Source organism: Edaphobacter sp. 4G125, assembly GCF_014274685.1.
In the GTDB taxonomy this organism is placed as follows: Bacteria; Acidobacteriota; Terriglobia; order Terriglobales; family Acidobacteriaceae; genus Edaphobacter.
In genome coordinates this window covers 1,108,942-1,131,175 of the sequence record NZ_CP060393.1, presented here as the reverse complement: position 1 = coordinate 1,131,175, position 22,234 = coordinate 1,108,942, and the positions used below count along the sequence as shown (strand labels likewise).

The window sequence follows — 22,234 nt, the reverse complement described above, 5'->3', positions numbered from 1 at the left end:
AGAAACAACGAAATGATCGAGCATCGCGGTTCAATCGCGACACACCCTTATTCCTGGCTCGATGCCGTCTTCTGCTCCGCCACCATCTGGCCTTTGCGAATCTCCTCGCCCAACAGAATCGCCTCGGCGATCTCCAGCATCGACTTCCGGCGCTGGCGGCTCTCGCGCTGCATCATGCGATAGGCTTCTTCCTCGCCCACCCGCATATCACGCTGCAGAATCCCCTTGGCCCGCTCCACGGCCTTGCGCGCCTCCAGTCTTCCTGCAAGCTGCGCGTTCTCGTTTTCCAGGCGCGCACGTTCCACCTCCGCGCCGACGAGATAGCCAATCGTCGAGAGCAGCCGTACTTCGTTCGTCGTGTGCTGATACGACAGACGATGCTGCAAATTGATCACCCCCACCACCTTGCTCGCGCACAGGATCGGAGTCGACAGAATCGCCTCAAAACGATCCTCCGGCAGGTTCTTGAAGAGCTTGAACCGAGGGTCTTCCGATGCGTTTGAAGCGATCGCAACGGGTTCACGATGCTCCGCCACCCACCCCGTAATTCCCTGCCCCAGCCGGATTCCTAATTGATCCACCACATCCGCGTGCGGATTCTTCGAAGCGCGCAGCAGCAGCTTATCCTCCTCAAGCACGTAGATAAAACACGAGTCGCAGGGAATCACCGTCGTGACAAAATCAACAATCCGCCCCAGCACCTTATGAAAGGAGTCTGAACTCGCAATCCGGCTCGTAATCTCATGCAGAAAGTCGATGGGAGCCATCGCTGCCGCATTTTCCGACGACTTCTCTGTTCCAGCAGCCACCGCATCCGCCGACCGCGGCACCGCAACCCGCAGCCCGCTCTGGCGCGCGCTCAGGCTACGCATTCGTCTGCTTTTCTTCTCTTCTACTAGGCGTCCCGCCTGCTGCGCTGCCTCATTGACCAGGAAGCCCATCTTCGGATGCGTAGGCTCAAAATCGGGAGAAATGCCGTGCTGCACCAGCTCCTCGGTCGTCGAAGGACCAACCGAAGCCACCGCTACCGATCGCAATCCCGCTCGCAGGTCATCGGCCGACTCCATCTGCTCGGCCACCTGAAACAGGTGGACCACCTGGACTCCCGTCGTGAACAGAACCACATCCACGCCGCCGCTGACGATGCTTAGAATGGCCTCGCGCAACGGTTGCAGGTCCTCCGGCAAAGCCCACTGGTAGACCGGAACCTTCGTGACCTCCCCCGCCTTTGCCGCAAGCGCCTCCAGCAGCTCCGGGTTCGATGTGCCGTACTCCTGCACCGCCACGCGAAATCCCGACAGCGATTCCCCAAACTTGGCTTCGACTGAGGAGACCACCTCGCGCCACGTATTTGGCTCCGGAGCCACCGCCGCAACAGGAACCTCAAGCTCCTTCAACGCCGAGACTGGTTTCGACCCGCGCGCCGCGACCGGAACTTTTCTGAGGGCTTCCAGAAACTCCCGGCTGCGCCCCTTCGATTCCGCAATGCTCACCAGCGCCCGTACCCCCACACCGGTCAGAAAGATCACCAGGTCAAAATGTCCGCCGATCAGCTTTTCAATAAAATCCACTGCCAGCCGGTTCGACTCCAACGGAATCTCACGCATCGCAGGCACGACAAAGGGTTCTCCCCCGTAGGTCCGAATCAGCTTCGTCATCTCGTTCGATCGTCGTGCCTCGAGCGAGAGGACCCTCAATCCATCAAAGCTTGCAGGTGCCATCATGAACTCCCAAAGGGCCACAAGATGCGGCAGGTTGCATTATGAAAAGATATTTTCAGCTTGAGCGCGGGTCTTTTGTTCACCATTTTACAGAGTGGCTCCAAATCAGCCAGTCCCAAGATCGTTGCCACTGTCGCTCTCTAACATCGAACCCTTGGTATTGCGTCTCCTTTGCATCAAAACTACATCTTGCTTTACCGGGCAGATGGCCGGATGCATCGATAAGAGTGCATCTTCCCAAAACCGCGTACAATCTCATCCGACGGTTCAAACGAGGGCTTTATCGTGATCGAAACTCCGTATCTTTTTCTCATCCTTATCGTTGTCCTCTATCTCATCAGCTCAATCAAGATCCTCCGCGAGTACGAACGTGCCGTCGTCTTCCGCCTCGGCCGCGTCAGCGAACAGGCTAAAGGCCCTGGCGTCATCCTCGTCTTCCGTCCGCTCGATCAGATCGTCCGGGTCTCCCTCCGTCAGGAAGCGATGGAAGTCCCACCGCAGGACATCATCACCCGCGACAACGTCACCCTCAAGGTCAACGCCGTCATCACCCTTCGCGTCATCGATCCCACCAAGGCCGTCATCGAAGTTGCCAACTACATCTACCAGACCAGCCAGTTCGCCCAGACCACGCTTCGTTCCGTCCTCGGCGAGGTCGAGCTCGACCAGCTGCTCGCCCACAGGGATCAGCTCAATTCCCGCATCCAGACCATCATCGACGGACACACTGCTCCCTTCGGCGTCAAAGTCGTCTCCGTCGAAGTCAAACAGGTTGATCTGCCCGAGACCATGCTCCGCGCTATGGCCAAGCAGGCCGAAGCCGAGCGCGAACGACGCTCCAAGATCATCCATGCCGAAGGTGAATTCAACGCAGCCCAGAAGCTAGTCGACGCCGCTTCCCTCCTCGCCACACAGCCCATGACTCTGCAACTTCGCTATCTTCAGACCCTTACCGAGATAGGTGTCGAGAAGAATACGACCATCGTTTTTCCGCTTCCCATGGAGCTGATGACCCTGTTGAATAAAACAGTGCAGGCGATGGACGCCGCCAGGCAGCCTGGAACCGGCACTTTACCGGATCAAGGCTCTTCATCAGCCCGTCCCATCGAGTAAGGGGCTCTCACGACGGCTCCTGGCCTGCAAGATGGAAGGACCGTGACCGTGAAAACCCGCTATATCGAAGACGACGACATTGACACCTCCAGCGAACGTGAGATCTCTCTCAGCCCCTCGACTGTGCTGGGAATCTTCTTTCTGCTCGCCATCATCTGCGCCGTCTTCTTCGGCTTCGGCTACAGCATGGGCCACCGCTCAGCTACCGCTTCTATCGCCGCGGCAAATGCCAGCGGCGATGACACTCAGCTCAAAGCAACTGGGAACTCCAAACCCTCTCCCAGCCTGTCCAATCAGAATCTCACGCCAGCAGATGCAGCAGCCGCTGCTGCATCCGATAACTCCGATTCCTCTCAGGTGGCTTCTTCCGCTCCCGTTTCAGCTCCTGTTGAAGAAACTCCTGCGCCAACCAAGCCGCAGCCGCATCTTCAGCGCGTAGTCGCCAAATCGACGCCGGCGCCTCCACCGGCCGCTCCAGCCGTCAGCCCGAAGACGACTCCCGCGCCACATCCCGTCGCTGCCGCTGGCCCGCCAGCTCTCGTTCAGATCGCTGCGGTCTCCCACCAGGAAGACGCAGACATGCTTGTTAGCGCCCTCAAACGCAAAGGCTATGCTGTAGCCGTCCGCCGCGAGCCGCAGGACAAGCTCTTCCACATCCAACTCGGCCCCTTCCCCACTCGCAAAGATGCCGACGCTATGCGTCAGCGCCTCGCTGGCGATGGCTATAACGCCATCGTTAAATAACACCCGTTCTAGGCTCGTCATTCTGAGCGTAGCGAAGGATTCCTGCATTTGACTTTCGCTCAAGCAACCACTTCGAGATCGAAAAATACGATTCGAAGCTAAGGTGGGATTCACTCCACCGGCTTCATCTCTCCCGGAAGAGCCTCCGCAATCTCCGCACGAACCGCACGCAGCAAATCCTCGCGCGTCTCAAAATCCTTCGGCTCAATCACCGGCAAAAACTGCACCCGCGCCACTCCTGGTTTAATCGCAGCGCTTCCCTTTTGCATCATCGTCTCCGTACCGGAAATCGCAATCGGCACCACTGGAGCCTGGGTCTCCATCGCCAGGAAGAACGGGCCCTTCTTGAACGTGGAGAGTCGCCCATTCTTCGAACGAGTTCCCTCTGGGAATACCAGAATATGAAGCCCGTTCTCCAAGGCCTTTCCAGCGGCAGCCACGCTGGCCTGCGCCGCATCGCGCTTTCCTCCGCGTTCCACCGGAACAAACTGCCCCATCCGCATCGCTCGCCCCAGGATCGGGATACTCATCAACTCCTTCTTTAACAGCACCGAGCTGCGACCCGGCAGCACCGGAAGCACCACCGGCGGGTCGAGGTTTGAGACGTGGTTGCACATAAAGATGCACGGCCGCCCGGCCGGTATATTCTCCTGACCGGTGATCTCGATCTGAATCCCTGCCGCCCTTACTCCGGCATTCGCAATCCACATCGCAATGGGATACAGCCGGTCGACGCTACCCACCAGCAGCGAATAAGGAATTCCCAGAATTCCAGCTGGAACCCCAAGAGTTAGATAGACAAACAAAAGCTTTAACGTAGAAAACATGCCACTTTGCAGCATATCGCAAGCATGGTTCGACAGATGTCGCCTTACGGACTCGTTCTTGATTCGTCCACTGCATTATCTGGGTAGAAACTTCCTTTTGGAGGAAGAAAAATCCACTCACCGAAAAAGTGCCCGTCAGTTAAGTCATTCCCTTTCAGTCTGCGCTGAGAATGGCGGCTGAGTTGCTTTTTGTCTTCACGAGAGACTCTGTAGAAGAAAATATATCCGGGATTCCCTGTCCCCACAGACCCTCGTACGAGGCTATCTTTCAGGCCTTCTTTTTCGTCCCTGCCGACAATTTGAAAGGTAAGGATTATGAGACGCTCATCGCAAGTCTCCCTTTTGGGGGCGATGTTTGCGCTGTTCACCGTCCTCGCTCCCGCTGAAAGTATCCAGATCGGCAGCTACCAGACCGGTGGCCCAAACCTCGGCAACGATAACACTGCAGTAGCCTTCCTCGGATCACCTTCCACAACCTATGCGCTTAATCCTGGCTCAGCTTGGGCGCCTGCAGGCCCCAACTCAGTCTGGGTCTCCAATAACCCCGGCTCAGGACCCGACGGGAGCTATATTGCACCCGCCGGCATCTACTCCTACGCCACAAGCTTCAATGCCTTGGCTGGCAATACCTATTCTGGCTCTCTCTGGGTGCTGGCCGATGACACCGCAGCAATCTTCTTTAACGGCCATCTCCTGGAATCTGCAGGGACATTGGGATCCGACGCTCACTGCGCGGACGGCCCTCCGAACTGCCGGACTCCGACGGAAATCGCTCTTCCATCCAGCTTCTTTATCACCGGACTCAACACGTTACAGTTTGATCTGCAACAGACCGTACTTTCTGCCGGACTCGATTTCTACGGATCCGCAGTCGGAAGTAACGGTTCATCAGCAGTCCCCGAACCCGGATCGTTATTCCTTCTTGGGACAGGTCTGATTGGATCGGCTGGCCTGCTATTCCGCAGATTTAAACTTTCTCTCTAACCCAAACCTGGATAGGGTGCCGCATTTCTACAGAGAGTGAGGCACCCTTGTGCTCGAACGCCTCATCTTCGGCTCGCGAAGCGAGACTTCGGTGGGGAACGTCCTCTACCGCCAGGCTTCCTGTCATTCTGGCCCTGGATCAACGCGAAGGGGGAAGAATCCCTGTATTTCATACTGTCAAGGCCCATCTCCCCATAACTCGCTCATCTCAAAAGAGATCGATGTTGCAGATATACCCTCGCCAATCCAGTATTCTTTAATTGACCTCTCAAAAAGAAAAGGGGGAGACCATCTCAATGGAGGTCTACCCCTAAAATATTTGGTTTGAATACTTTGCACGAAAATGTATGGGGGGAGGGCTTACGCAAACCGCTCCGCCATACGGCTGGCGATGGCCTTCTCTGTAATCGCTCGCGGCAGCTTCTCGTAGATCCCCCCGAAGCCTCCGTTCGATAGGATTGCCACGATGTCTCCATTACGCACCTCGGGAGCAAGTGCGGCCGTAATTGCGTCTGCATCCTGATACACCGTCGCCGGAATCCCTCGTTCGGTCAAACCGTGGACCACCCGTTCCGGGTCGAGCCGCTCCGCCGCTGGGATGTTCTCCGACTTGAAGACACCGGCCAGTACAACTCGGTCTGCCAGTGCCAGGCTTTCGATCAGGGCATCTTCGAAGACATTTCTGCGCAATGTATTCGATCGCGGCTCCAGAACTGCAATGAGCCGCTGCCCTGGGTGACTCTCCCGGAGAGCTCGCAGCGTCTCGCGGATCGCCGTCGGATGATGCGCGAAGTCGTCGATGATCGTCACACCTTCGGCGACGGCCTTCACTTCGAGCCTCCGCTTAACGCTGTGGAAGGTCCTCAAAGCCTCGACAATGGCTTCAACCGGGACTCCTTGTCCGGAAGCCAGCGCCGCTGCCGCCGTAGCATTCAGAGCGTTGTGCTCCCCCGCCATCGGCAGTGAGAGTTCGGCAAACCGTTCTCCGCCCCGCCACAGGGTCCATTGTGTCAGCGGCCCATCGTGACGCAGATCGGTCATCCTCCAGTGGGAGCCTTCCTGGAAGCCGTACCGCTCGACTTTGCAGAAAGCCTTGGACACGCATTCGGTAACATTCTCGCTGCCATCGAAGGCCACCACGCGGCCACGCCGCGGAACCAGATTGACGAACCGCTTGAACGCCGTCTTCACGGCCTCGAGATCGGTGTAGATATCGGCGTGATCAAACTCAACGTGCGTCAGAATCGCTGCGTCGGGAAAGTAGTGCAGAAACTTCGGACCTTTATCGAAGAAAGCCGTGTCATACTCGTCGCCTTCGAGGATGAAGGGCTTCGTCGGACGAACCATAAAGCTGGTGCCGAAGTTCTCCGCCACGCCACCGATTAGAAACGACGGTGCCAGACTCGCATCGTGAACGGAGGCAATCTGATAGATCCAGGCCAGCATGCTGGTCGTCGTGGTCTTGCCGTGCGTCCCGGCGACCACCAGTGACTCGCGTCCCTGCAGAAACTCGTCATGCAGGATCGATGCCATCGAGCAGAACGGAATCCGCTCGTCCAGCACACGCTCTAGCTCCACGTTGCCGCGCGAGATTGCGTTGCCGATGATTACCAGGTCGGGCCGCCGGTCGAGGTTCCGCTCCGCGTAGGGCTCGTGCACCGAAATGCCAAGTTCGCGTAGCAAATCGCTCATCGGAGGATACGCCGCGGCGTCCGATCCTGTTACTTCATGGTCCTGTTGCTTCAGCATTCCAGCCAGCGACGCCATCGCGGTGCCGCATATTCCAATTAAATAAATATGTTTCCGCATCACTCTAAGGGTGTTTTAAAGAATCCAAAGAAAGACTACCTTGAAACCGCCGACTCAAGAAAGGTCAGTCGCGGATTTCCAACCTCGGTAAGGTCCAATTTGACCGCAACCCCAAGCGGAAGCGTACGGTTCGCACCATGCACATGACCGCATCGCAGACCAATTGCGACCGGGCCGACGAATCCTCGCAGGCCGTGCCGGATTGCACGCTCCAGCTGTTCCTGATCTTCAGGAGGAACGCACTGCTCCATGTCTCCAAAGACGATGCCCTGAACATCCTCGAGCCTTCCCGAGTAGCGAAGGTGCAGCAGCATCCTGTCCCACTGATAGGGCTTGGTCCCGATATCTTCAAGAAAAAGAACGCTTCCGTTCAGCTGCGACGCATATGCCGTTCCCAAACCGGCGGTAAGGATCGAGATGCATCCGCCGAGCAGGTTTCCATCACCGACTCCTGGTTGAAGAACGCGTAGACCATCGACAGAACCAAGCGACCACTCGGCGACTCCCTCAAAAGTGTTGCGCCAGCTTGTGAGATCGACCCCACCCTCGCGCGCGAAGTCCGAGGCGACCATCGGGGCGTAGAAGGTGACAAGGTTGGCCTCGTTTTGCAGCCAGATTTCCAGGGAAGTGTGATCGCTGTATCCGATAAACGCCTTCGGGTTTGCACGAATCAGCCGCGCATCCAGATGCGGCAGAAGCTCCGCCGATCCCCATCCGCCACGGGTGCAAATGATTCCATCGACGGACGTATCGGCGAACGCTGCGTGCAGATCTTCTACCCGCTCCTCTACCGTCCCGGCGTAATACAGCGGACCACCACCGAAGGCATACTTTCCGAGCTTAATGCGATACCCTGCCGACTCCAGTTCTGCGATGCCGCGCTCAACCAGATCACGCTTTGGAGTGCTCGCGGGAGACACCACCGCCAGCGTCGCGCCTGGGCGCAGGGCCGGCGGCCGGGTAAACGATCGTCGCGCCTGGTTCACAGCGCGGCCACCTCGCCGCGACAGATAATCTCGGCAGGTCCGGTCAGCCGCATCACATCCTCCTGCGCGGTCCAGACTGTCCGCTGCATGCCGCCCTCGGCCACAGCCTTCAACTCGCGATGGACACCGCGCAGAGCCATGGCCGCAGCGGAAGAGGCGCAGGTGCCAGTCCCGGAGGAGGTTGTCGGCCCGCATCCGCGCTCGAAGATGCGGAACGCAATCTCGTCCGAGGAGAGAACCTTTACGAATTCCACATTCGTTCCATGAGGAAATAACGGGCTTACACTGATCTGTCCTCCGAGTGTTTGCCAACTCAGTCCGTGCGATCCGAAGTCCTCAGAGTCAACAAAGATCACAAAATGTGGGTTTCCCACATTGACCATCGCTCCCGAGATCTTTCCAACGCCAGGAAGCTCAATCACACGTTCCATCACGCGCGGAACTCCCATCTCACTCTCGATCAGGTAGATAGGATCAGCATCTTCGACGACGCGACAGTGCCGCGGTCCCCCATGCGTACCAAGGACAATTTCGTCGATTCCTTCGGAGCTGGCTAACCATGCGGCGACGCAACGGGTTCCATTGCCGGAGAGCTCTGCCTCGCTGCCATCGGCGTTGAACAGGCGGAGGAAAAACTCGCCGTTCGGCCTTCGCTCAAGAAACTCAATTCCGTCGGCACCGACGCTGGTGTTTCTGCTACACAGTTTTCGTGCCAGCGCGGCGTGCTGACGTCGGGCAACCTCTTCTTCAAGAACTAGGAAGTCGTTACCGCATGCATGTGCTTTTACAAAAGGAATCATCACTCTGCTTATTCTTCCTCAGAATCGCGGAAGACGACAACCTGATCGGTCGAGGCGCTTTGACGAAGCTCCTGAATCAGATCCTGGTGTCGGCGGCGACTTGCAGGAACGGAAAACACCATTCTTTCAAACCCATCGATGCTTTCGCGTTCCACAACATTCAGGCGAATTCCCATGCGATCCAAAACACTGAGCACAGTGATATACAGGGCCCTCTGGTTGGTTCCACGAACCTCATAAAGCATCGAGATATGCTTCCAGCCAGCTCGCGATTCGACATATCCGACTGCCGATAGTGCAAACAGAGTAATGATCGCTGCCAACACCGCTTCAAGATAGAGCCCCGCACCGCTGGCCATGCCAATCGAAGCCACTGCAAAGACTGTAGCCGCGCTAGTCAATCCTACGACGCGGTCACGGTTATGCAGAATGATGCCAGCACCCAGGAAGCCAATCCCCTGGACAACATTTGCTGCTACGCGGCCCTTGTCGGGGTTCCCTTCTCCAGCCAGAACCGCAGAAAGCAGAGTGAAGAAGGCAGATCCCAGACATATCAGCAGATTCGTCCGCAGCCCTGCTGCTTTATGACGCCACTCGCGCTCCAGCCCAATCGCACCCCCCAGAAAACACGCCGTCAGTAGACGGGCGACGGTTCCTGTCGACAATAACTCCTGATCGATCTGACTGAAATGAAACTGAGGAACAAGCATTGAGGTCTGCGAGAGATAGTAGCACTCTCGCCTCCTTTAGGTTTCAGAAATGAGTGGAGCGATAAAAACGAGCACAGGGCTGGCCCGTTGTACACAGGACTACTAGCTCAGTCAGGTCTTTGGGATGCGCTTCCACTGCGGCAGAAACAGGATCGCCCACCATTGCCACCACATAAGCGGCGTGCTTGGCGGGATCGGCCAGAGCAGCCTTCCAGCTGTCGTAATCCGTCTCGCTGATCGTCTGCTTCAACGGAATTCCTGCACGCTGCAACGCCCCGATATGATCAGAGTTGTACATCAGGATGGGGACACCTGCGGGAAATGTCTTCAGCTCATTGGCGACGGCCTGTTCAAAGGCAATACGCGTAGTCGAATTCACCATCGCCTCCTTCAAGACCAGCGGCACCCAATACATCATGAAGACCGTATTGATTGCGATCAGCAACAGCGCGATGGGATGCATCAATCGGGCCAAAATCGGCTGCCAGGACGCGCAGCGCTGTTGCAACCATGCTAGGAACACACAGGAGAAGATCGCAAAGGCCGGCAACATCTCCACGCCATAGCGCGAGTTGTAATAGGAGTGCGGCTGCAAAGGCGGGATAAAGATCGGAATCGACCCGAACGCGATGGAGTAGATGTAGAAAGGAAGCGGAATCCAGAGCAGTATCGAAACCAGGTCCAGCTTGCGACGGACGGCAATCACGACACCTGCAATCGCCGCAGCGGCGACGGCAAAACCCGTTTCCCACACCGAGGCATCGAGCTGCGCCGTACGCAGATACAGCACGGCGGCCCAAAACGGATTATGCCAGCCCGGATGATGCGATCCTGCCGCCGAGGTCCGATTTTCGATCGCAAGCGCCGAGTAAGGACCGCGCATGAAGTCCAGGGCATCGTGGAAGAAATGCTGGTTATAAGCCAGCCATGCGATGGGGCCCGCAATCGTCAGAATCGTAAATATCGCAAAGCCGCGCATCGCGCGAGAACGAACCTTCTCTGACTGAAAGATCTTCCAGGTAAGGACGCACCATACGGCCGCACCGAAGATCCAGCCGTCATAGCGGGTCATAACAGCTGCGAAAATCAACAGTCCAAGAGCAACAAGCCGCCAATTGACCGCGACGATACGTGCGGTCCGGATCGCATCGCTACACTCCATCGAGAGCAGCGTCGCCCATATGACGATGACTAGGAATAAGGGCTCTGTCATCGCCGTGGTCGACAGATAGAGCAGATTAGGATTCAGCGCGTAGAAGATAGTCGCGACGGTTGCCCATTGCGGCGGCACCATCCGCCGGGCCAGGCGATAGATCCCTGCAACGCTCAGCACGTAGCAAAAGAGCGAGGGCCAGGCGCCTGCCAGGCCGTTCTGCCACCACTGCATCTTTTGAACGAAGGGCAGCATCAGCAGATGCGGCATCGGAAGCCATACTCCGCCAAGCTGGACCAGCCCAGGGTTACGCGTATCGAGAATCCGGCGGGCGATGCCAAGATGAGCCACCGCATCGCCGTAGAGCAGAAGATAGTCGCGCCCCATGCAGACGATCAGAGCGATAAAAGCAAATGCCACTGCTGCAATAGCGAATGGCATCGCCTCTTCCCGCTTGGAAGGAAGCACTGCAAAGCTCAGCGGTTCCAGCTGGTTGCCTGTCTCGTTTCGTGGACTGCGTCTACGCGCTCTCATACTCAAGATGCGAGATCTCCTTGAAGAGACGGAATCGCTGGTCGATCTCCTCTCGGGTGAGGTTCTGTAGGCGCTCAGTTCCAAACCGCTCGACAGCAAACGATCCCATGACGCCACCGTAGAACATGGCCGTGCGGAAGCTGCACGGAGTTAGTTCCGGCTGGGAGGCGAGATAGCCGTAAAAGCCTCCAGCGAAGGAGTCGCCGGCTCCCGTGGGATCGACCACCTCGGCCAACGGAAGCGCCGGGGCACGGAAAGGATGCAGCGCACGGACGCCGGGAAATGAACGATCACCGAAGAATGCGGTCGCACCGTACTCCCCATGTTTGACGACAAGCGTCTTCGGCCCCATCGCGAGTACTTTATTGGCAGCAACGACTAGATTGCGATCTCCGGCCAGCATACGAACTTCGCCATCATTGATCAACAGGACATCCAGCTCACGAAGAACCTTCTCCAGGTTGGCCCGATGATCTGCAATCCAGTAGTTCATCGTATCGCCGCAGACCAGGCGAACCTTTGGCATCTGGCTGCGGACGCGTGCCTGCAGGACAGGGTCGATGTTCGCAAGGAAGAGATATTCGCTGTCCCTATAGGCTTCGGGGATCTTCGGATCGAAGCTCTGGAAGACATTCAGGTCCGTATTCAACGTCTGAGCTTCGTTGAGGTTATTCACATACGAACCGGTCCAGTGGAAGCTGAGGCCATCGGCTCGTTCGATTCCACGAGTATCAATTCCGCGACGGGTGAGAACAGCTTCATGCTCGGGCGTGAAGTCCTTCCCCACGACTCCAATGACACGAACATCCGTAAAGTAGCTGGCAGCAAGCGCAAAGTGAGTTGCCGCGCCGCCGAGACAGTTCTCCACGGAGCCACTCGGAGTCTGAATGCTGTCGAATGCTACGGAACCTACAACAAGTATGGACATCGATCCTCTTTCTCAAAGATGCAGCAAAGGAGATATAAGTCAGCCGAACTTACAGATACTTTCCGATCAGCAGATCCAACCGCTGCTTGGTCTCGGCAGGAATAGCCTTGCGATCGGTAAGAATCGCGTACTTCAATGCGTCGCCGCAAGCGCATGTCTTTTCCTGCGGCAGGGCAGCGACCGCAGCGCGAACGACCTTCTGTGCATTGGTCGCGTTCTGGTGCATGACGGCTACAATCTGATCGACGGTAACATCATCATGGCCTTCGTGCCAGCAGTCGTAATCCGTAACCATCGCCATCGTCGCGTAGCAAATCTCGGCCTCGCGAGCCAGTTTGGCCTCCTGCAGGTTCGTCATGCCGATCACGTCAGCTCCCCAGCTACGATAGAGGTTCGACTCTGCCCGAGTAGAGAATTGCGGACCTTCCATGCACACGTAGGTACCTCCGCTCTTGCCAACGACTCCGACGGTATCGCACGCCTTCTTGAAGACAGAAGATACGGTTGCGCAGACGGGATCACCAAAAGCTACGTGCGCGACAATCCCCTCACCAAAGAAAGTGGACTTGCGCGCGAAAGTGCGGTCGATAAACTGGTCCGGCATCACGAAGTCGGTCGGCTTATGCTCTTCCTTGAGTGAGCCGACCGCGGAGACAGAAAGAATTCGCTCCACACCAAGCATCTTCATGCCATAAATATTGGCGCGGAAGTTGAGTTCGCTTGGAAGCAAGCGGTGCCCCCGTCCATGGCGCGCCAGAAATGCGACCTTGCGCCCTTCCAACTCTCCCAGAATAAAGGCGTCTGATGGGTCTCCGAACGGCGTCGTTATCTTCTCTTCATGAACATCCGTAAGTCCCGGCATCGCATACAGTCCGCTGCCGCCAATGATCCCAATCTCTGCCTTCTTCAAAATGCGTCTCCTGTACCTGCTGACCTGGGCGTATTTATGGGGTGCCCTTCAGAAGTATATCGCCCCATCAGAGCTGGCTTGAGCATTCCATACGACCCGAGCATATGAGCCAGGGAGAGCGCCGGTTCGTGTCCCTGCTGAACAATTCGCACTGGCCCTTCCGCCTGAGCGTTCGCGATGCTGTCCCTCAACTTGCGAGCAAGCGACAGATCAAAACCTTCGCTCACAAAGACGTTCGTCCCTGAGATAGACAACAGGACATCGCCCTCTTCGGTGGAGTAGACCTGCTCGTTCTCTCCGCCTTCATCCTTCTGCCGTCTCTCCAATCTGGAATACTTTCTCCCGAGTTGAGAGCTGTAGATACGCATAAATGTGCTTGCAGAATCAGGATTCTTCCAACGCGAGTAATACAGCAGCCCGATGGACGCTGAGGTTTCCTTCTCAGCCGGTGTGGCGGATTTACGCTGTGCCGCGTAATAGATTCCGCCATTCCAGTCAGGAGCCAAACCTGCCGCAAGCTCTCGGCCGCCAAACAGTTCAGCGAGGATTCGAACATCCAGCTCTCCCATCACGCCCAGATCATAAGGCTCATATTGAGCGTCAATGAGGGGATGGATATCCGGCATTCGCAACACCGGCACCGGAACATGAGCCATATAGGCATCGGGATGAAGAATCTCAAAGCTTGACGAGGGAGGATTCGCAAGAACGCCTGCAAAGGCCCTTTCTTTACCCCCCTTCACCAATACCGCATGCTCGAAGCTCAGTCCATCGCTGTAGGGAAACAACAAGGACTCCTGTAGTAGGAGCGGCGCACGAGCAAGAATGGGTGAACCGGTCGTATCTCCGGCCAGGTCCTTCAGGCGACCCATCATCTCCGGTGTGGCATCGGCCAGAGTTTTACCAGACGACTTCAGCGTGTAATCAATAAATACCGCCATGGCCTGTCCCTCAGCCACCGCATCTCGCGCAGTATCGGCCTCATCGACCTCCAGATGGCGATTATCGTCTTGAACATTATGCGAAACGCTGTCCAGACTCGTATCGGACCATTTGGTCAGGTTCACCTTCTGGTCCTGCAAGGCGTGGGTCAACTCGTGGGCCAGTACCGGCTTCTGCTGGTCGGGTTCAATCCAGTCCAGCAGGTTTACGGTCTTGGTCTTGTTGTCGTAAAAACCTGCAATCTGCTCTGTCAGCAGCGACAGGAGAAATGGCCGCAGATGGAAGTCACGGTCCAGCAAGCCAAACTTTTTCAGAACAAGTTCAGAGCGCTCCATTCTTCGCGCGCTCTCGTCCTCATCGAACTTCTTCGTAAGGTACTTTGTAACCTCTTCGCGGGAGATCAACTTACGTTTTACGCTGTGCTCGATGGGGAGCTTCGTATCGACACTGACGAAGTTCAGAATTTCATCGACGGAACGAAACAGCTCCTTGGCCTGCTGTTTCGTCATCGGTTTGTTGCTTTCCTGCTTTTGCTGGTCGACTTGAGCAAAACCGGCTGTTGCCAGGCTCATCAATAAGAAAGCACCTGCAAGCCATTGCCACGTCCGTACCGCCCAATTGTTCGCCATCTGCTGCTGCAATCCCACCTCTCGATTCGACCGCTATAATCAAGTGTACGCAGAGTTTCGCTTCGCCGTCGTGCGATCAGCAGCTATGACATTGACTTCTGGCTCCAACACGCAGCTTGATGCTCTTCTTCACGGGGTTGGGGTAGCCCCCCTCGATCAAATCGGCTGGATACGAGTGACCGGATCGGACCGCGTCCGGTGGCTCAATGGCATGGCGACCAACTCCGTCCAGGATCTAGCGGCTGGAACCGGCGCTTATAACTTCTTTCTAAATGCTCAAGGTCGAATTCAGGCCGATGGCAATATCTTTGCGTCGTCCGATGAACTCTTGATCGAGACTGGCCATAACCAGGTCGCAACCCTGATCCCCTATCTCGACCACTACATCATCATGGACGACGTCGAACTGGCCGATATCTCAGACACGCGGCACGGATTGACGCTGATCGGACCAAAGGCTGCCTCTTTGCTGGCACAACTCGGTCTGGTAATTGACGATTTCGCGGAGCTTGCAGTCCGCACGCTGACATGGAACTCCGCTACGATCACCCTGATCCGGGCTCATGATCCGTTGGTCCCCCGCTATGAATTGTGGGTTAGCACACAAGAAGAAGCGCGAGCGGTGCGAAAGGCTCTTGAAGAAAACGGGGCCATCCCTTGTGAGGCAGAACCTCTCGACTGGCTGCGACTCCTTGAAGGGACGCCGCTTTACGGCACGGATATTCGTGATCGCGACCTTCCCCAGGAGACCAACCAGGCTCGTGCCCTGCACTTCAACAAGGGCTGCTACCTCGGCCAGGAGATCGTCGAACGCATCCGTTCGCGCGGTAACGTGCATCGCACCTTTATGGGCTTCCGCCTTGAAGGTACGCTCCCTGTATCCGGTACGGCTCTAGAATCAGCCGGAAAGCAGGCTGGAGAACTTACTAGCTTCGCTACTATCCCACTCGCCGGTAGGAATCTGCAACGGGCCCTGGGTTATATCCGTCGCGAAGCGCTCGAACGCCACGAACCGATCCAATACGCAGGCGGAACGGCGCATCCTGATTCTTCTCCTTTTTCCGTAGTGGAGCCCAAATCCTCGTCCCAAGCATCTGAACTTCAAGAGAGAATCTGACATCATGTCCGAACAAAATAAGCCCTTTGTTATCACCGACCGCCGTAAGTTCAACCTTGACGGCGAACCCCGCGCCGATATCTCTCCTGAACCCGAGCGCGACGAGCATGAGGCAGCACAGACCTCTGGCCCCATCGAAGTTCCCACTTCAGCGCAGGCTAGCGAGTCGGAAACAGAACACACGAGCGACGACGACCTGCAGGACCTTCCACCGGGACCAACCGCAGAACAGACGGAGCAATCCCGCGCTGCGTATGAAGCCACAGCAGAGCGCCTGGATACGGCTATTCGCGCTGCAAATCCGGGAGCGGATCATCCGCCGGCGATGACTTTCGAGACGCTGGTGCAATCCATCTACATGACCACTATCGTTCAGCTTGGTGGAGCCACCCCAGAAGGTCAGCAACCGCAGGTCGATCTAATGGGTGCACGCCAGAGCATCGATATGCTCGGCATTCTCGAAGAGAAGACCAAAGGGAATCTCTCCGACTCCGAGCATCGGCTCCTGGAAAGTGCCCTGTTTGAGCTGCGGATGGCGTTCCTGGAGATCACCCAGGCGCTGGCCCGCTCGGCATCTGCTAAGACTCCGAATCCAACTCCTGGAAAGCCAAGCATCGTTCGTTAGCGAATGGAAGCGACGCTCACCTTTCTCGGTACCGGCACCTCGATGGGAGTGCCTACGCTCGGATGCGACTGCACGGTCTGCACCTCTGCAGATCTGCGGAATCGTCGCACGCGCCCGTCTCTGCGTCTGGCTTACAACAACCACATCGTCCTTGTTGATACCGGTCCGGACTTCCATGCACAGGCTCTCCGCGAAAATGTTCGTCATGTCGATGCCGTGCTCTACACGCACGGCCACGCTGACCACATCCTAGGCTTCGACGATCTTCGCCCGCTGAGCTTTCAGCTTCCCGGAGGTCTCCCCTTATATGCCGACGATGAAACAGCGAGCACGATCGAGCGTATCTTCGACTACACCTTTCGCGATAAAGACCGTTATCCCACCAGTGCGCGTGTGCAGATTCATCGCATCGATGAGACACCTGGAGCTGGATTCGACCTCTTTGGCGCCTGCTTTCAGCGTATTCCCGTCACTCACGGAGTCCAGACCATCACCGGATATCGCTTCGGTTCGGCGGCTTACCTTACGGATATGAGCGATATCCCTCCCGAAAGCGTTCCACTGCTTCAGGACCTCGACATCCTCATTCTCGATGCCCTGCGCCGTCAGCCTCATCCCAGTCACTCGCACCTTGAGCGCTCTCTAGGCTTTGTCGAACAACTCAAGCCGAAGCGAGCTTTTTTTACTCACATCAGCCACGACCTCGATCATGTAGTAACTGAGGCAGAGCTTCCGCCGAACGTGCAGCTTGCTTATGATGGCCTCCAGCTCACCTTTGAGATCGCTGGATGACGAGTACGACGATGAGCCGCATGCAGATCTTCCGTTCCCTCTCTGAAATTCCCGAACAGTTCGGCCCTACGGTAGCCACGATTGGCAACTTTGATGGGGTGCATCGTGGCCATCAATGGGTGATCCGCGAGGTTATCGAACGAGCTCACGCGCTCAATGCCCGTTCTCTCGCCATCACCTTCGATCCACATCCGGTTCGTGTCCTCCGTCCTGAAACCAGCCAACCTCTCATCACTCCGTTGGCGCAAAAGCTTGAGCTACTTGCAGCAACAGGAATCGACGCTACGCTCGTCCTTCCCTTTACACACGATCTCTCGCTTACGCCCGCACGAACTTTCGCAGAGAAGATACTCCGGCAAGCCCTCAACGTTATTGAACTGCATGAAGGTGAGAATTTCCGCTTTGGGTACCGCGCAGAGGCGGGAGTGGAATCGCTTGAGGCTCTTGGTCTGGAACTCGGCTTTCGCGTCGCGATCTACTCTCCGCGTATTCTACGAGGCAGTGCTGTATCTTCAAGCCGCATTCGTCAGCTCATCGCCGCGGGCAAGGTCGGCGATGCCCGCGCTCTGCTTGGCCGCCCGTTTCGTATCGTCAACACGCCAGCCTCGGGTCGAGGCTATGGCACACGCTATACCGTTCCGACAATCAACCTGGCACCCTATTCAGAGTTAATTCCTGCCATTGGCGTCTACATCACGACTCTCACAATTGATGGCGAACGCTTCAATGCCGTCACCAACGTCGGCAACCGTCCGACGTTTGGAGAAGATTCCTTCACGATCGAATCCCATCTACTCAACTTCCATCCCATCGACCTGACAGAGCAGACTCCGCTTCAGCTCACGTTTCTTCATCACCTGCGCGATGAGATTCGCTGGCCTTCGCCTGAAGCTCTACGCGAGCAGATTGGACGCGATGTGCGTCGTGCTCAACGCTACTTTAATTTGTGCCGCCTGTTGGTTTCACAGAAGTAGAACGAGTTGCGGGCGCACTCGGTTTCGATGAACTGGGAGCCTTGGCTGGTTCGACATCATCGTCCGCAGCTGCTTTCGCCGGCGCACCGGCCTTACTCACAGCCACATTAAGCATCTTCTTTGGAGTTCCCTCTGCAGGAAAAACTTCGTCCGGCTTGTTAGCAATTGCGACACGCATGAAGTCCATCCAGATGGGAAGAGCAGCACGCGCCCCGGTCTCCTTCTCCCCCAGCGACTGCCGATTGTCATACCCGATCCAGGTACCGCATGTCACCGAAGGAGAGAACCCGATAAACCATGCATCGGTGTAGTTGTTGGTTGTACCGGTCTTGCCTCCGAGAGGATGCTTCAGCTGAGAAGCTGCCCCGCCAGTTCCCATTCGCACCACGGCCTGCAACAGCTCCATCATCGTGCGCGCTGTCTCTACAGAGATCACCTCTCGCACGTCCGTAGGCTTCTCATCGAGAGGAAGACCATCGGCCTGCATCACCTTGCGAATATAGTGCGGCGCAATTCGTATCCCATCGTTCGGGAATACACTGTAGGCTCCTACCTGTTCGTAGAGCGAGATGTCGGCCGATCCTAATGCGACCGGCAAAAATGGCGGGATGTCGCTTGTAATTCCAAACCTGTGCGCCGTATCAATGACTTTGCGAATCCCCACATGCGAAGCCAGCTTCAGGGCAGGGATATTTCGTGACTCCGCAAAGGCATACAGCAGCGACATCGGTCCACGATAATCCCCCTCATAGTTGCGTGGAGTATACGGGCCACCGGGCGTCGGAAACGTCGTCGGACCATCGACAATAATATCCGTCGGCTTGGCTCCCGCCTCAATCGCCGTCGTGTAGACATAAGGCTTGAAGGACGAACCCACTTGTCGCTTCGCCTGTGTCGCACGGTTGAACTGGGACAGCGCGAAGTCTCGGCCGCCAACCATCGCGACAACCTCGCCGGTCGCATTGTCCACAGCCATCAGAGCAGCCTGAGCACCTGAATCCTGCTGCAACGATGCCTTCCACGTCTTTTCAGGCCCAGGCCCTTCAATCTTCAGATACACCAGATCACCGCTTCGTAAAAAGCTGTCGGCCTCAGAGTACTGCGTCCACTTCCAGTCATCGGGAGTCAGTACCGCGATCTGATCACCAAGCTTCACCGTCACTCGCTTTGCTTCGACTGAAGTAACGACGCCATGCACATAGGTATCTTTCATGATGGGCTGGATCCAGTCGGGATGCTTATATGTCTCGATATCATCCCCTGTCAGCACAATATTCTGGAGATTTCCCTTCCATCCCTCACGTCGTTCATAGCTGGCGGCGCCATCGAGTACAGCTTTATTGGCAACCGCCTGCAAATCAAGATCGAGCGTCGTATAGACGCGCAAGCCGGCGCCATGCACCTCGTCAACTCCATACTCCCGCTCGAGCTGCCTCCGCACCTCTTCCACAAAATAAGGCGCAATGCTGTTCGGAGGCGTCTGGACATGTAGGCCCAATGGAGTCGCCTTCGCCGTCTCCTCCTGATCAATCGTGATCTTTCCGTCCTGCCGCATCTCACTGAGCACGAGGTTCCGACGCTTCAGTGCACGCTCTGGGTAACGCACCGGTGAATAATACTCCGGCCCCTTGGGAAGAGCCGCCAGCAGCGCAGCCTCAGATAACGTTAAGTCGCGCACATGCTTATTGAAGTAGTACTCTGCTCCTGCTTCGAACCCATAGGTCCCGCGACCAAGATAGATCTGGTTCGCATAAAGCTCGAAGATCTGGTTCTTCGTAAATCTCCTCTCAATCTGCATCGAGAGGATGACCTCCTGGAACTTTCTCCCAAAGGTTTTCTCGGTTGAGAGAAACAGATTCCGCGACAATTGCATCGTGATTGTTGACGATCCCTGACTGCGCCGCTGATCATGCAGGTCTCGATAGGCAGCCCCCACTGCGCGCACCAGGTTCACGCCCCAGTTGCTCTCAAAACTCTTATCTTCAATCGAAAGGATGGCCTCTTTCAGGACCGGAGGGAACTCCGAGTATGGAACCACCACGCGGCGTTCCAGCGCAAACGATCCAAACGGTCGACCATGGACATCCAACAATTCAGTCGTCGTATTTGGACGATAGCGGGTAAGATCATCGACCTCTGGCAGATCGATAGAGTAGACGAGCATCAACCCGCAGAGCGCTCCGAAGACCGACGAAAGCCCGAGCAGAACATAGAAAGTGGCAAGACGGGCTCGCCTTCGACTGGGATACTCTGGCCCGGAAACCAGCCGATGCAAAAGTTGCTTCCAGATTGGCTCGGACGCATCTCCCGCCTTCTCTTCCTCGCGTCTGAATAAGCTCGGCACAGCCCTCACCATAGCATGATCGGCCCATCCAAAGGTGGACCGATCCCCGCGGAAGGCGGGTCCCGGAATCAGAACTTATACGACTGAAAATTCAGATCAGGCAGCCTTGCTCTTGAGCAAATCCAACGCTTTATTTAGCTGATCATCGACAGAGACACTGGGCTTCTTCGTCTCCGGCTGCGTCTGTACTGTGGCATCGCCATCGTCGATCGGACCGTTGTCATCAAGATTCGAGGCCACCAGAACCCCAGGCGTTACGCCTTCATTTTCCAGCTTCTTGCCTGAAGGAGACTCGTACTTTGCGACCGAAAGAATCAATGCAGCGCCGTCTGGCAGCTCAAAGGTCTTCTGCTGCGAGCCTTCGCCAAAAGTCTTCTCGCCCACCAGGTCAGCGCGGTGATTGTCCATCAGGGCAGCTGCAACCACTTCCGCTGGACCTGCGGTTCCACGGTTCACCAGGACCACCACCGGCGAGGTCGTATTAATCGCCTTCGAAGATTCAGCCGTAAAAGTCTGCTTCTCCACCTTTTGGCCTGCCAGGATAGTGATCGTTCCCGACTTCAGCAGGAAGTTTGCCATCCGAATCGCCTCTGGTATATCGCCTGCCGCTACATCACGAAGGTCCAGCAGAATCTTCTTGTTGCCAGCCTTCTGCATACCCTTCAGCTTGCTCTCCACCTGCTGCACATGCTCGCGGTCAAGAATGCCCGGCTTCAGATACAAGATGGATGAGTTTTCGTACATCGTCTCGCTGGTCGCAGGTTGTGTAATCATCTGCCGCGTCATCGTGATTTTGTCCGGAACTGCCTTGCGCGGACGAACCACAGAGATCGACACCTGACTTCCTGGAGCGCCTTCCAGCATCATACGGATCATTGCCAGGGAGATATCGCGAGTGTCATGGTCGTCGATAGCTTCGATGATGTCGCCATCATTCAGGTTCACCTTGTCGGCAGGACTTCCTGGAACGATGGAAACCACCGTCGCATACCCCCAACGCTTTGAGACGTTGATTCCGACTTGAGCCTTCGCGCCTTTTTCTTTGTCAGCCTTGAATGCCTTGTAATCGTCGGCCGTGAGATAGCTCGAATCCGCATCCAGAGACTCCAACAACCCGCGCATGGCCCCGTTGGTTACCTGAGGAATATTCGGTTCTACTACATAATCTGTCTGGATATGCCGCAGCACTTCGCTATAGACATTGATCTGCCGGTAAGCGCCATCCTGATCGTCCGTCGCGGCGTTTACGCCGCTGGAATTGACTCCAAGAAATACCGTCAGTACAAGGGCCGCCGAGACGGTCAGCAGAAGGATCTTCGAAATCTTCGGCATAGGTACAGAAATCTCCAGGGCGATCAAAACCACCCAACAGGCGTTTAGACGAACCGCGCTGACAAAATGATACTCTCGTACAAAGAGTCGCAACAGGGGGGTGTCTTTTCAGCACTTTGGTTGTAGTTTTTTGGTGGCGGTGAGTGGGATCGAACCACTGACCTACGGGTTATGAGTCCGTCGCTCTAACCATCTGAGCTACACCGCCGATGCAGGAAGACTATGCCCGCCAGAAGTTACGATTCAGAAGGAGAACCGTC

The 22,234-nt window shown here is 56.4% G+C and carries 19 protein-coding genes and 1 tRNA gene; 7 read left to right on the top strand and 13 right to left on the bottom strand.

Annotated features, from left to right (window positions below):
• Positions 1-47: 47 nt before the first annotated feature.
• Positions 48-1,724: a uroporphyrinogen-III synthase gene (locus H7846_RS04735; RefSeq protein WP_255460844.1), complete on the bottom strand. Its 1,677-nt coding sequence runs from the start codon at positions 1,722-1,724 to the stop codon at positions 48-50.
• A gap of 282 nt (positions 1,725-2,006) precedes the next feature.
• Here H7846_RS04735 and H7846_RS04730 point away from each other — a divergent pair, with 282 nt between their 5' ends.
• Together H7846_RS04730 and H7846_RS04725 are read left to right on the top strand one after the other, a co-directional pair.
• On the top strand, positions 2,007-2,834 hold the full coding sequence (locus H7846_RS04730) for a slipin family protein (RefSeq protein ID WP_186695365.1): 828 nt from the start codon (positions 2,007-2,009) through the stop codon (positions 2,832-2,834).
• Positions 2,835-2,876: 42 nt separating this feature from the next.
• Positions 2,877-3,578, top strand: a complete 702-nt coding sequence (locus H7846_RS04725) for an SPOR domain-containing protein (RefSeq protein WP_186695364.1) — start codon at positions 2,877-2,879, stop codon at positions 3,576-3,578.
• Positions 3,579-3,688: 110 nt separating this feature from the next.
• On the opposite strand, the gene H7846_RS04720 is transcribed toward H7846_RS04725, so the two are convergent.
• Positions 3,689-4,405: a lysophospholipid acyltransferase family protein gene (locus H7846_RS04720; protein ID WP_186695363.1), complete on the bottom strand. Its 717-nt coding sequence runs from the start codon at positions 4,403-4,405 to the stop codon at positions 3,689-3,691.
• 315 nt (positions 4,406-4,720) lie between these two features.
• Between H7846_RS04720 and H7846_RS04715 the strand changes: the two genes are divergently transcribed.
• On the top strand, positions 4,721-5,389 hold the full coding sequence (locus H7846_RS04715; RefSeq protein ID WP_186695362.1) for a PEP-CTERM sorting domain-containing protein: 669 nt from the start codon (positions 4,721-4,723) through the stop codon (positions 5,387-5,389).
• A 360-nt stretch (positions 5,390-5,749) separates the two neighbouring features.
• On the opposite strand, the gene mpl is transcribed toward H7846_RS04715, so the two are convergent.
• From mpl to H7846_RS04675, 8 genes are read right to left on the bottom strand one after another with little or no spacing between them, the layout of a single operon-like run.
• Positions 5,750-7,198 carry a UDP-N-acetylmuramate:L-alanyl-gamma-D-glutamyl-meso-diaminopimelate ligase gene (gene mpl, locus H7846_RS04710; RefSeq protein ID WP_186695361.1) on the bottom strand — a complete coding sequence of 483 codons (1,449 nt, stop codon included), beginning with the start codon at positions 7,196-7,198 and terminating at the stop codon, positions 5,750-5,752.
• Positions 7,199-7,233: 35 nt separating this feature from the next.
• A complete protein-coding gene (locus H7846_RS04705) occupies positions 7,234-8,184 on the bottom strand; it encodes a S66 peptidase family protein (RefSeq protein ID WP_186695360.1) in 951 nt (316 codons plus the stop codon).
• Positions 8,181-8,984, bottom strand: coding sequence for a diaminopimelate epimerase (dapF, locus tag H7846_RS04700; RefSeq protein ID WP_186696180.1), 804 nt, complete (start codon positions 8,982-8,984; stop codon positions 8,181-8,183). The genes H7846_RS04705 and dapF overlap by 4 nt, the downstream gene beginning before the upstream one ends.
• 8 nt (positions 8,985-8,992) lie before the next feature.
• Complete coding sequence (locus tag H7846_RS04695) at positions 8,993-9,694, bottom strand: MgtC/SapB family protein (protein ID WP_186695359.1); 702 nt, start codon at positions 9,692-9,694, stop codon at positions 8,993-8,995.
• Positions 9,695-9,737: 43 nt separating this feature from the next.
• Complete coding sequence (locus tag H7846_RS04690; protein WP_186696179.1) at positions 9,738-11,381, bottom strand: ArnT family glycosyltransferase; 1,644 nt, start codon at positions 11,379-11,381, stop codon at positions 9,738-9,740.
• Positions 11,368-12,309, bottom strand: a complete 942-nt coding sequence (locus H7846_RS04685; protein WP_186695358.1) for a PfkB family carbohydrate kinase — start codon at positions 12,307-12,309, stop codon at positions 11,368-11,370. The genes H7846_RS04690 and H7846_RS04685 overlap by 14 nt, the downstream gene beginning before the upstream one ends.
• 49 nt (positions 12,310-12,358) lie before the next feature.
• Positions 12,359-13,219, bottom strand: coding sequence for an S-methyl-5'-thioadenosine phosphorylase (locus tag H7846_RS04680; protein ID WP_186695357.1), 861 nt, complete (start codon positions 13,217-13,219; stop codon positions 12,359-12,361).
• Positions 13,216-14,790: a hypothetical protein gene (locus H7846_RS04675; RefSeq protein ID WP_186695356.1), complete on the bottom strand. Its 1,575-nt coding sequence runs from the start codon at positions 14,788-14,790 to the stop codon at positions 13,216-13,218. Before H7846_RS04675 ends, H7846_RS04680 begins: the two co-directional genes overlap by 4 nt.
• Before the next feature lie 85 nt (positions 14,791-14,875).
• Between H7846_RS04675 and ygfZ the strand changes: the two genes are divergently transcribed.
• From ygfZ to ribF, 4 genes are read left to right on the top strand one after another with little or no spacing between them, the layout of a single operon-like run.
• Entirely contained in the window at positions 14,876-15,907 is a 1,032-nt protein-coding gene (gene ygfZ / locus H7846_RS04670) for a CAF17-like 4Fe-4S cluster assembly/insertion protein YgfZ (protein WP_186695355.1), read from the top strand.
• Between the two features lie 4 nt (positions 15,908-15,911).
• On the top strand, positions 15,912-16,532 hold the full coding sequence (locus tag H7846_RS04665) for a DUF1844 domain-containing protein (RefSeq protein ID WP_186695354.1): 621 nt from the start codon (positions 15,912-15,914) through the stop codon (positions 16,530-16,532).
• Between the two features lie 3 nt (positions 16,533-16,535).
• Positions 16,536-17,324: an MBL fold metallo-hydrolase gene (locus H7846_RS04660; protein ID WP_186695353.1), complete on the top strand. Its 789-nt coding sequence runs from the start codon at positions 16,536-16,538 to the stop codon at positions 17,322-17,324.
• Entirely contained in the window at positions 17,321-18,298 is a 978-nt protein-coding gene (gene ribF / locus H7846_RS04655; RefSeq protein WP_370561352.1) for a riboflavin biosynthesis protein RibF, read from the top strand. Before H7846_RS04660 ends, ribF begins: the two co-directional genes overlap by 4 nt.
• On the opposite strand, the gene H7846_RS04650 is transcribed toward ribF, so the two are convergent.
• The 3 genes from H7846_RS04650 to H7846_RS04640 all read right to left on the bottom strand — a co-directional run bounded on the left by H7846_RS04650 (position 18,264) and on the right by H7846_RS04640 (position 22,182).
• The gene (locus H7846_RS04650; protein ID WP_255460843.1) at positions 18,264-20,642 is read right to left on the bottom strand and encodes a penicillin-binding protein 1A; all 2,379 of its coding nucleotides are present in this window, start codon (positions 20,640-20,642) and stop codon (positions 18,264-18,266) included. The two genes, ribF and H7846_RS04650, sit on opposite strands and share 35 nt — an antisense overlap.
• Before the next feature lie 96 nt (positions 20,643-20,738).
• Complete coding sequence (locus H7846_RS04645) at positions 20,739-21,974, bottom strand: S41 family peptidase (RefSeq protein WP_186695351.1); 1,236 nt, start codon at positions 21,972-21,974, stop codon at positions 20,739-20,741.
• A gap of 131 nt (positions 21,975-22,105) precedes the next feature.
• Positions 22,106-22,182 (bottom strand) — tRNA-Met (locus H7846_RS04640).
• Between the last annotated feature and the right edge of the window lie 52 nt (positions 22,183-22,234).

Bases quoted from the DNA above. Each gene is read 5' to 3' on its own strand.
- H7846_RS04735 (WP_255460844.1), bottom strand. From the start codon at position 1,724: ATGATGGCACCTGCAAGCTTTGATGGATTGAGGGTCCTCTCGCTCGAG.
- H7846_RS04720 (WP_186695363.1), bottom strand. From the start codon at position 4,405: ATGTTTTCTACGTTAAAGCTTTTGTTTGTCTATCTAACTCTTGGGGTT.
- H7846_RS04715 (WP_186695362.1), top strand. From the start codon at position 4,721: ATGAGACGCTCATCGCAAGTCTCCCTTTTGGGGGCGATGTTTGCGCTG.
- mpl (WP_186695361.1), bottom strand. From the start codon at position 7,198: ATGCGGAAACATATTTATTTAATTGGAATATGCGGCACCGCGATGGCG.
- dapF (WP_186696180.1), bottom strand. From the start codon at position 8,984: ATGATTCCTTTTGTAAAAGCACATGCATGCGGTAACGACTTCCTAGTT.
- H7846_RS04695 (WP_186695359.1), bottom strand. From the start codon at position 9,694: ATGCTTGTTCCTCAGTTTCATTTCAGTCAGATCGATCAGGAGTTATTG.
- H7846_RS04690 (WP_186696179.1), bottom strand. From the start codon at position 11,381: ATGAGAGCGCGTAGACGCAGTCCACGAAACGAGACAGGCAACCAGCTG.
- H7846_RS04685 (WP_186695358.1), bottom strand. From the start codon at position 12,309: ATGTCCATACTTGTTGTAGGTTCCGTAGCATTCGACAGCATTCAGACT.
- H7846_RS04675 (WP_186695356.1), bottom strand. From the start codon at position 14,790: ATGGCGAACAATTGGGCGGTACGGACGTGGCAATGGCTTGCAGGTGCT.
- ygfZ (WP_186695355.1), top strand. From the start codon at position 14,876: ATGACATTGACTTCTGGCTCCAACACGCAGCTTGATGCTCTTCTTCAC.
- H7846_RS04665 (WP_186695354.1), top strand. From the start codon at position 15,912: ATGTCCGAACAAAATAAGCCCTTTGTTATCACCGACCGCCGTAAGTTC.
- H7846_RS04660 (WP_186695353.1), top strand. From the start codon at position 16,536: ATGGAAGCGACGCTCACCTTTCTCGGTACCGGCACCTCGATGGGAGTG.
- ribF (WP_370561352.1), top strand. From the start codon at position 17,321: ATGACGAGTACGACGATGAGCCGCATGCAGATCTTCCGTTCCCTCTCT.
- H7846_RS04645 (WP_186695351.1), bottom strand. From the start codon at position 21,974: ATGCCGAAGATTTCGAAGATCCTTCTGCTGACCGTCTCGGCGGCCCTT.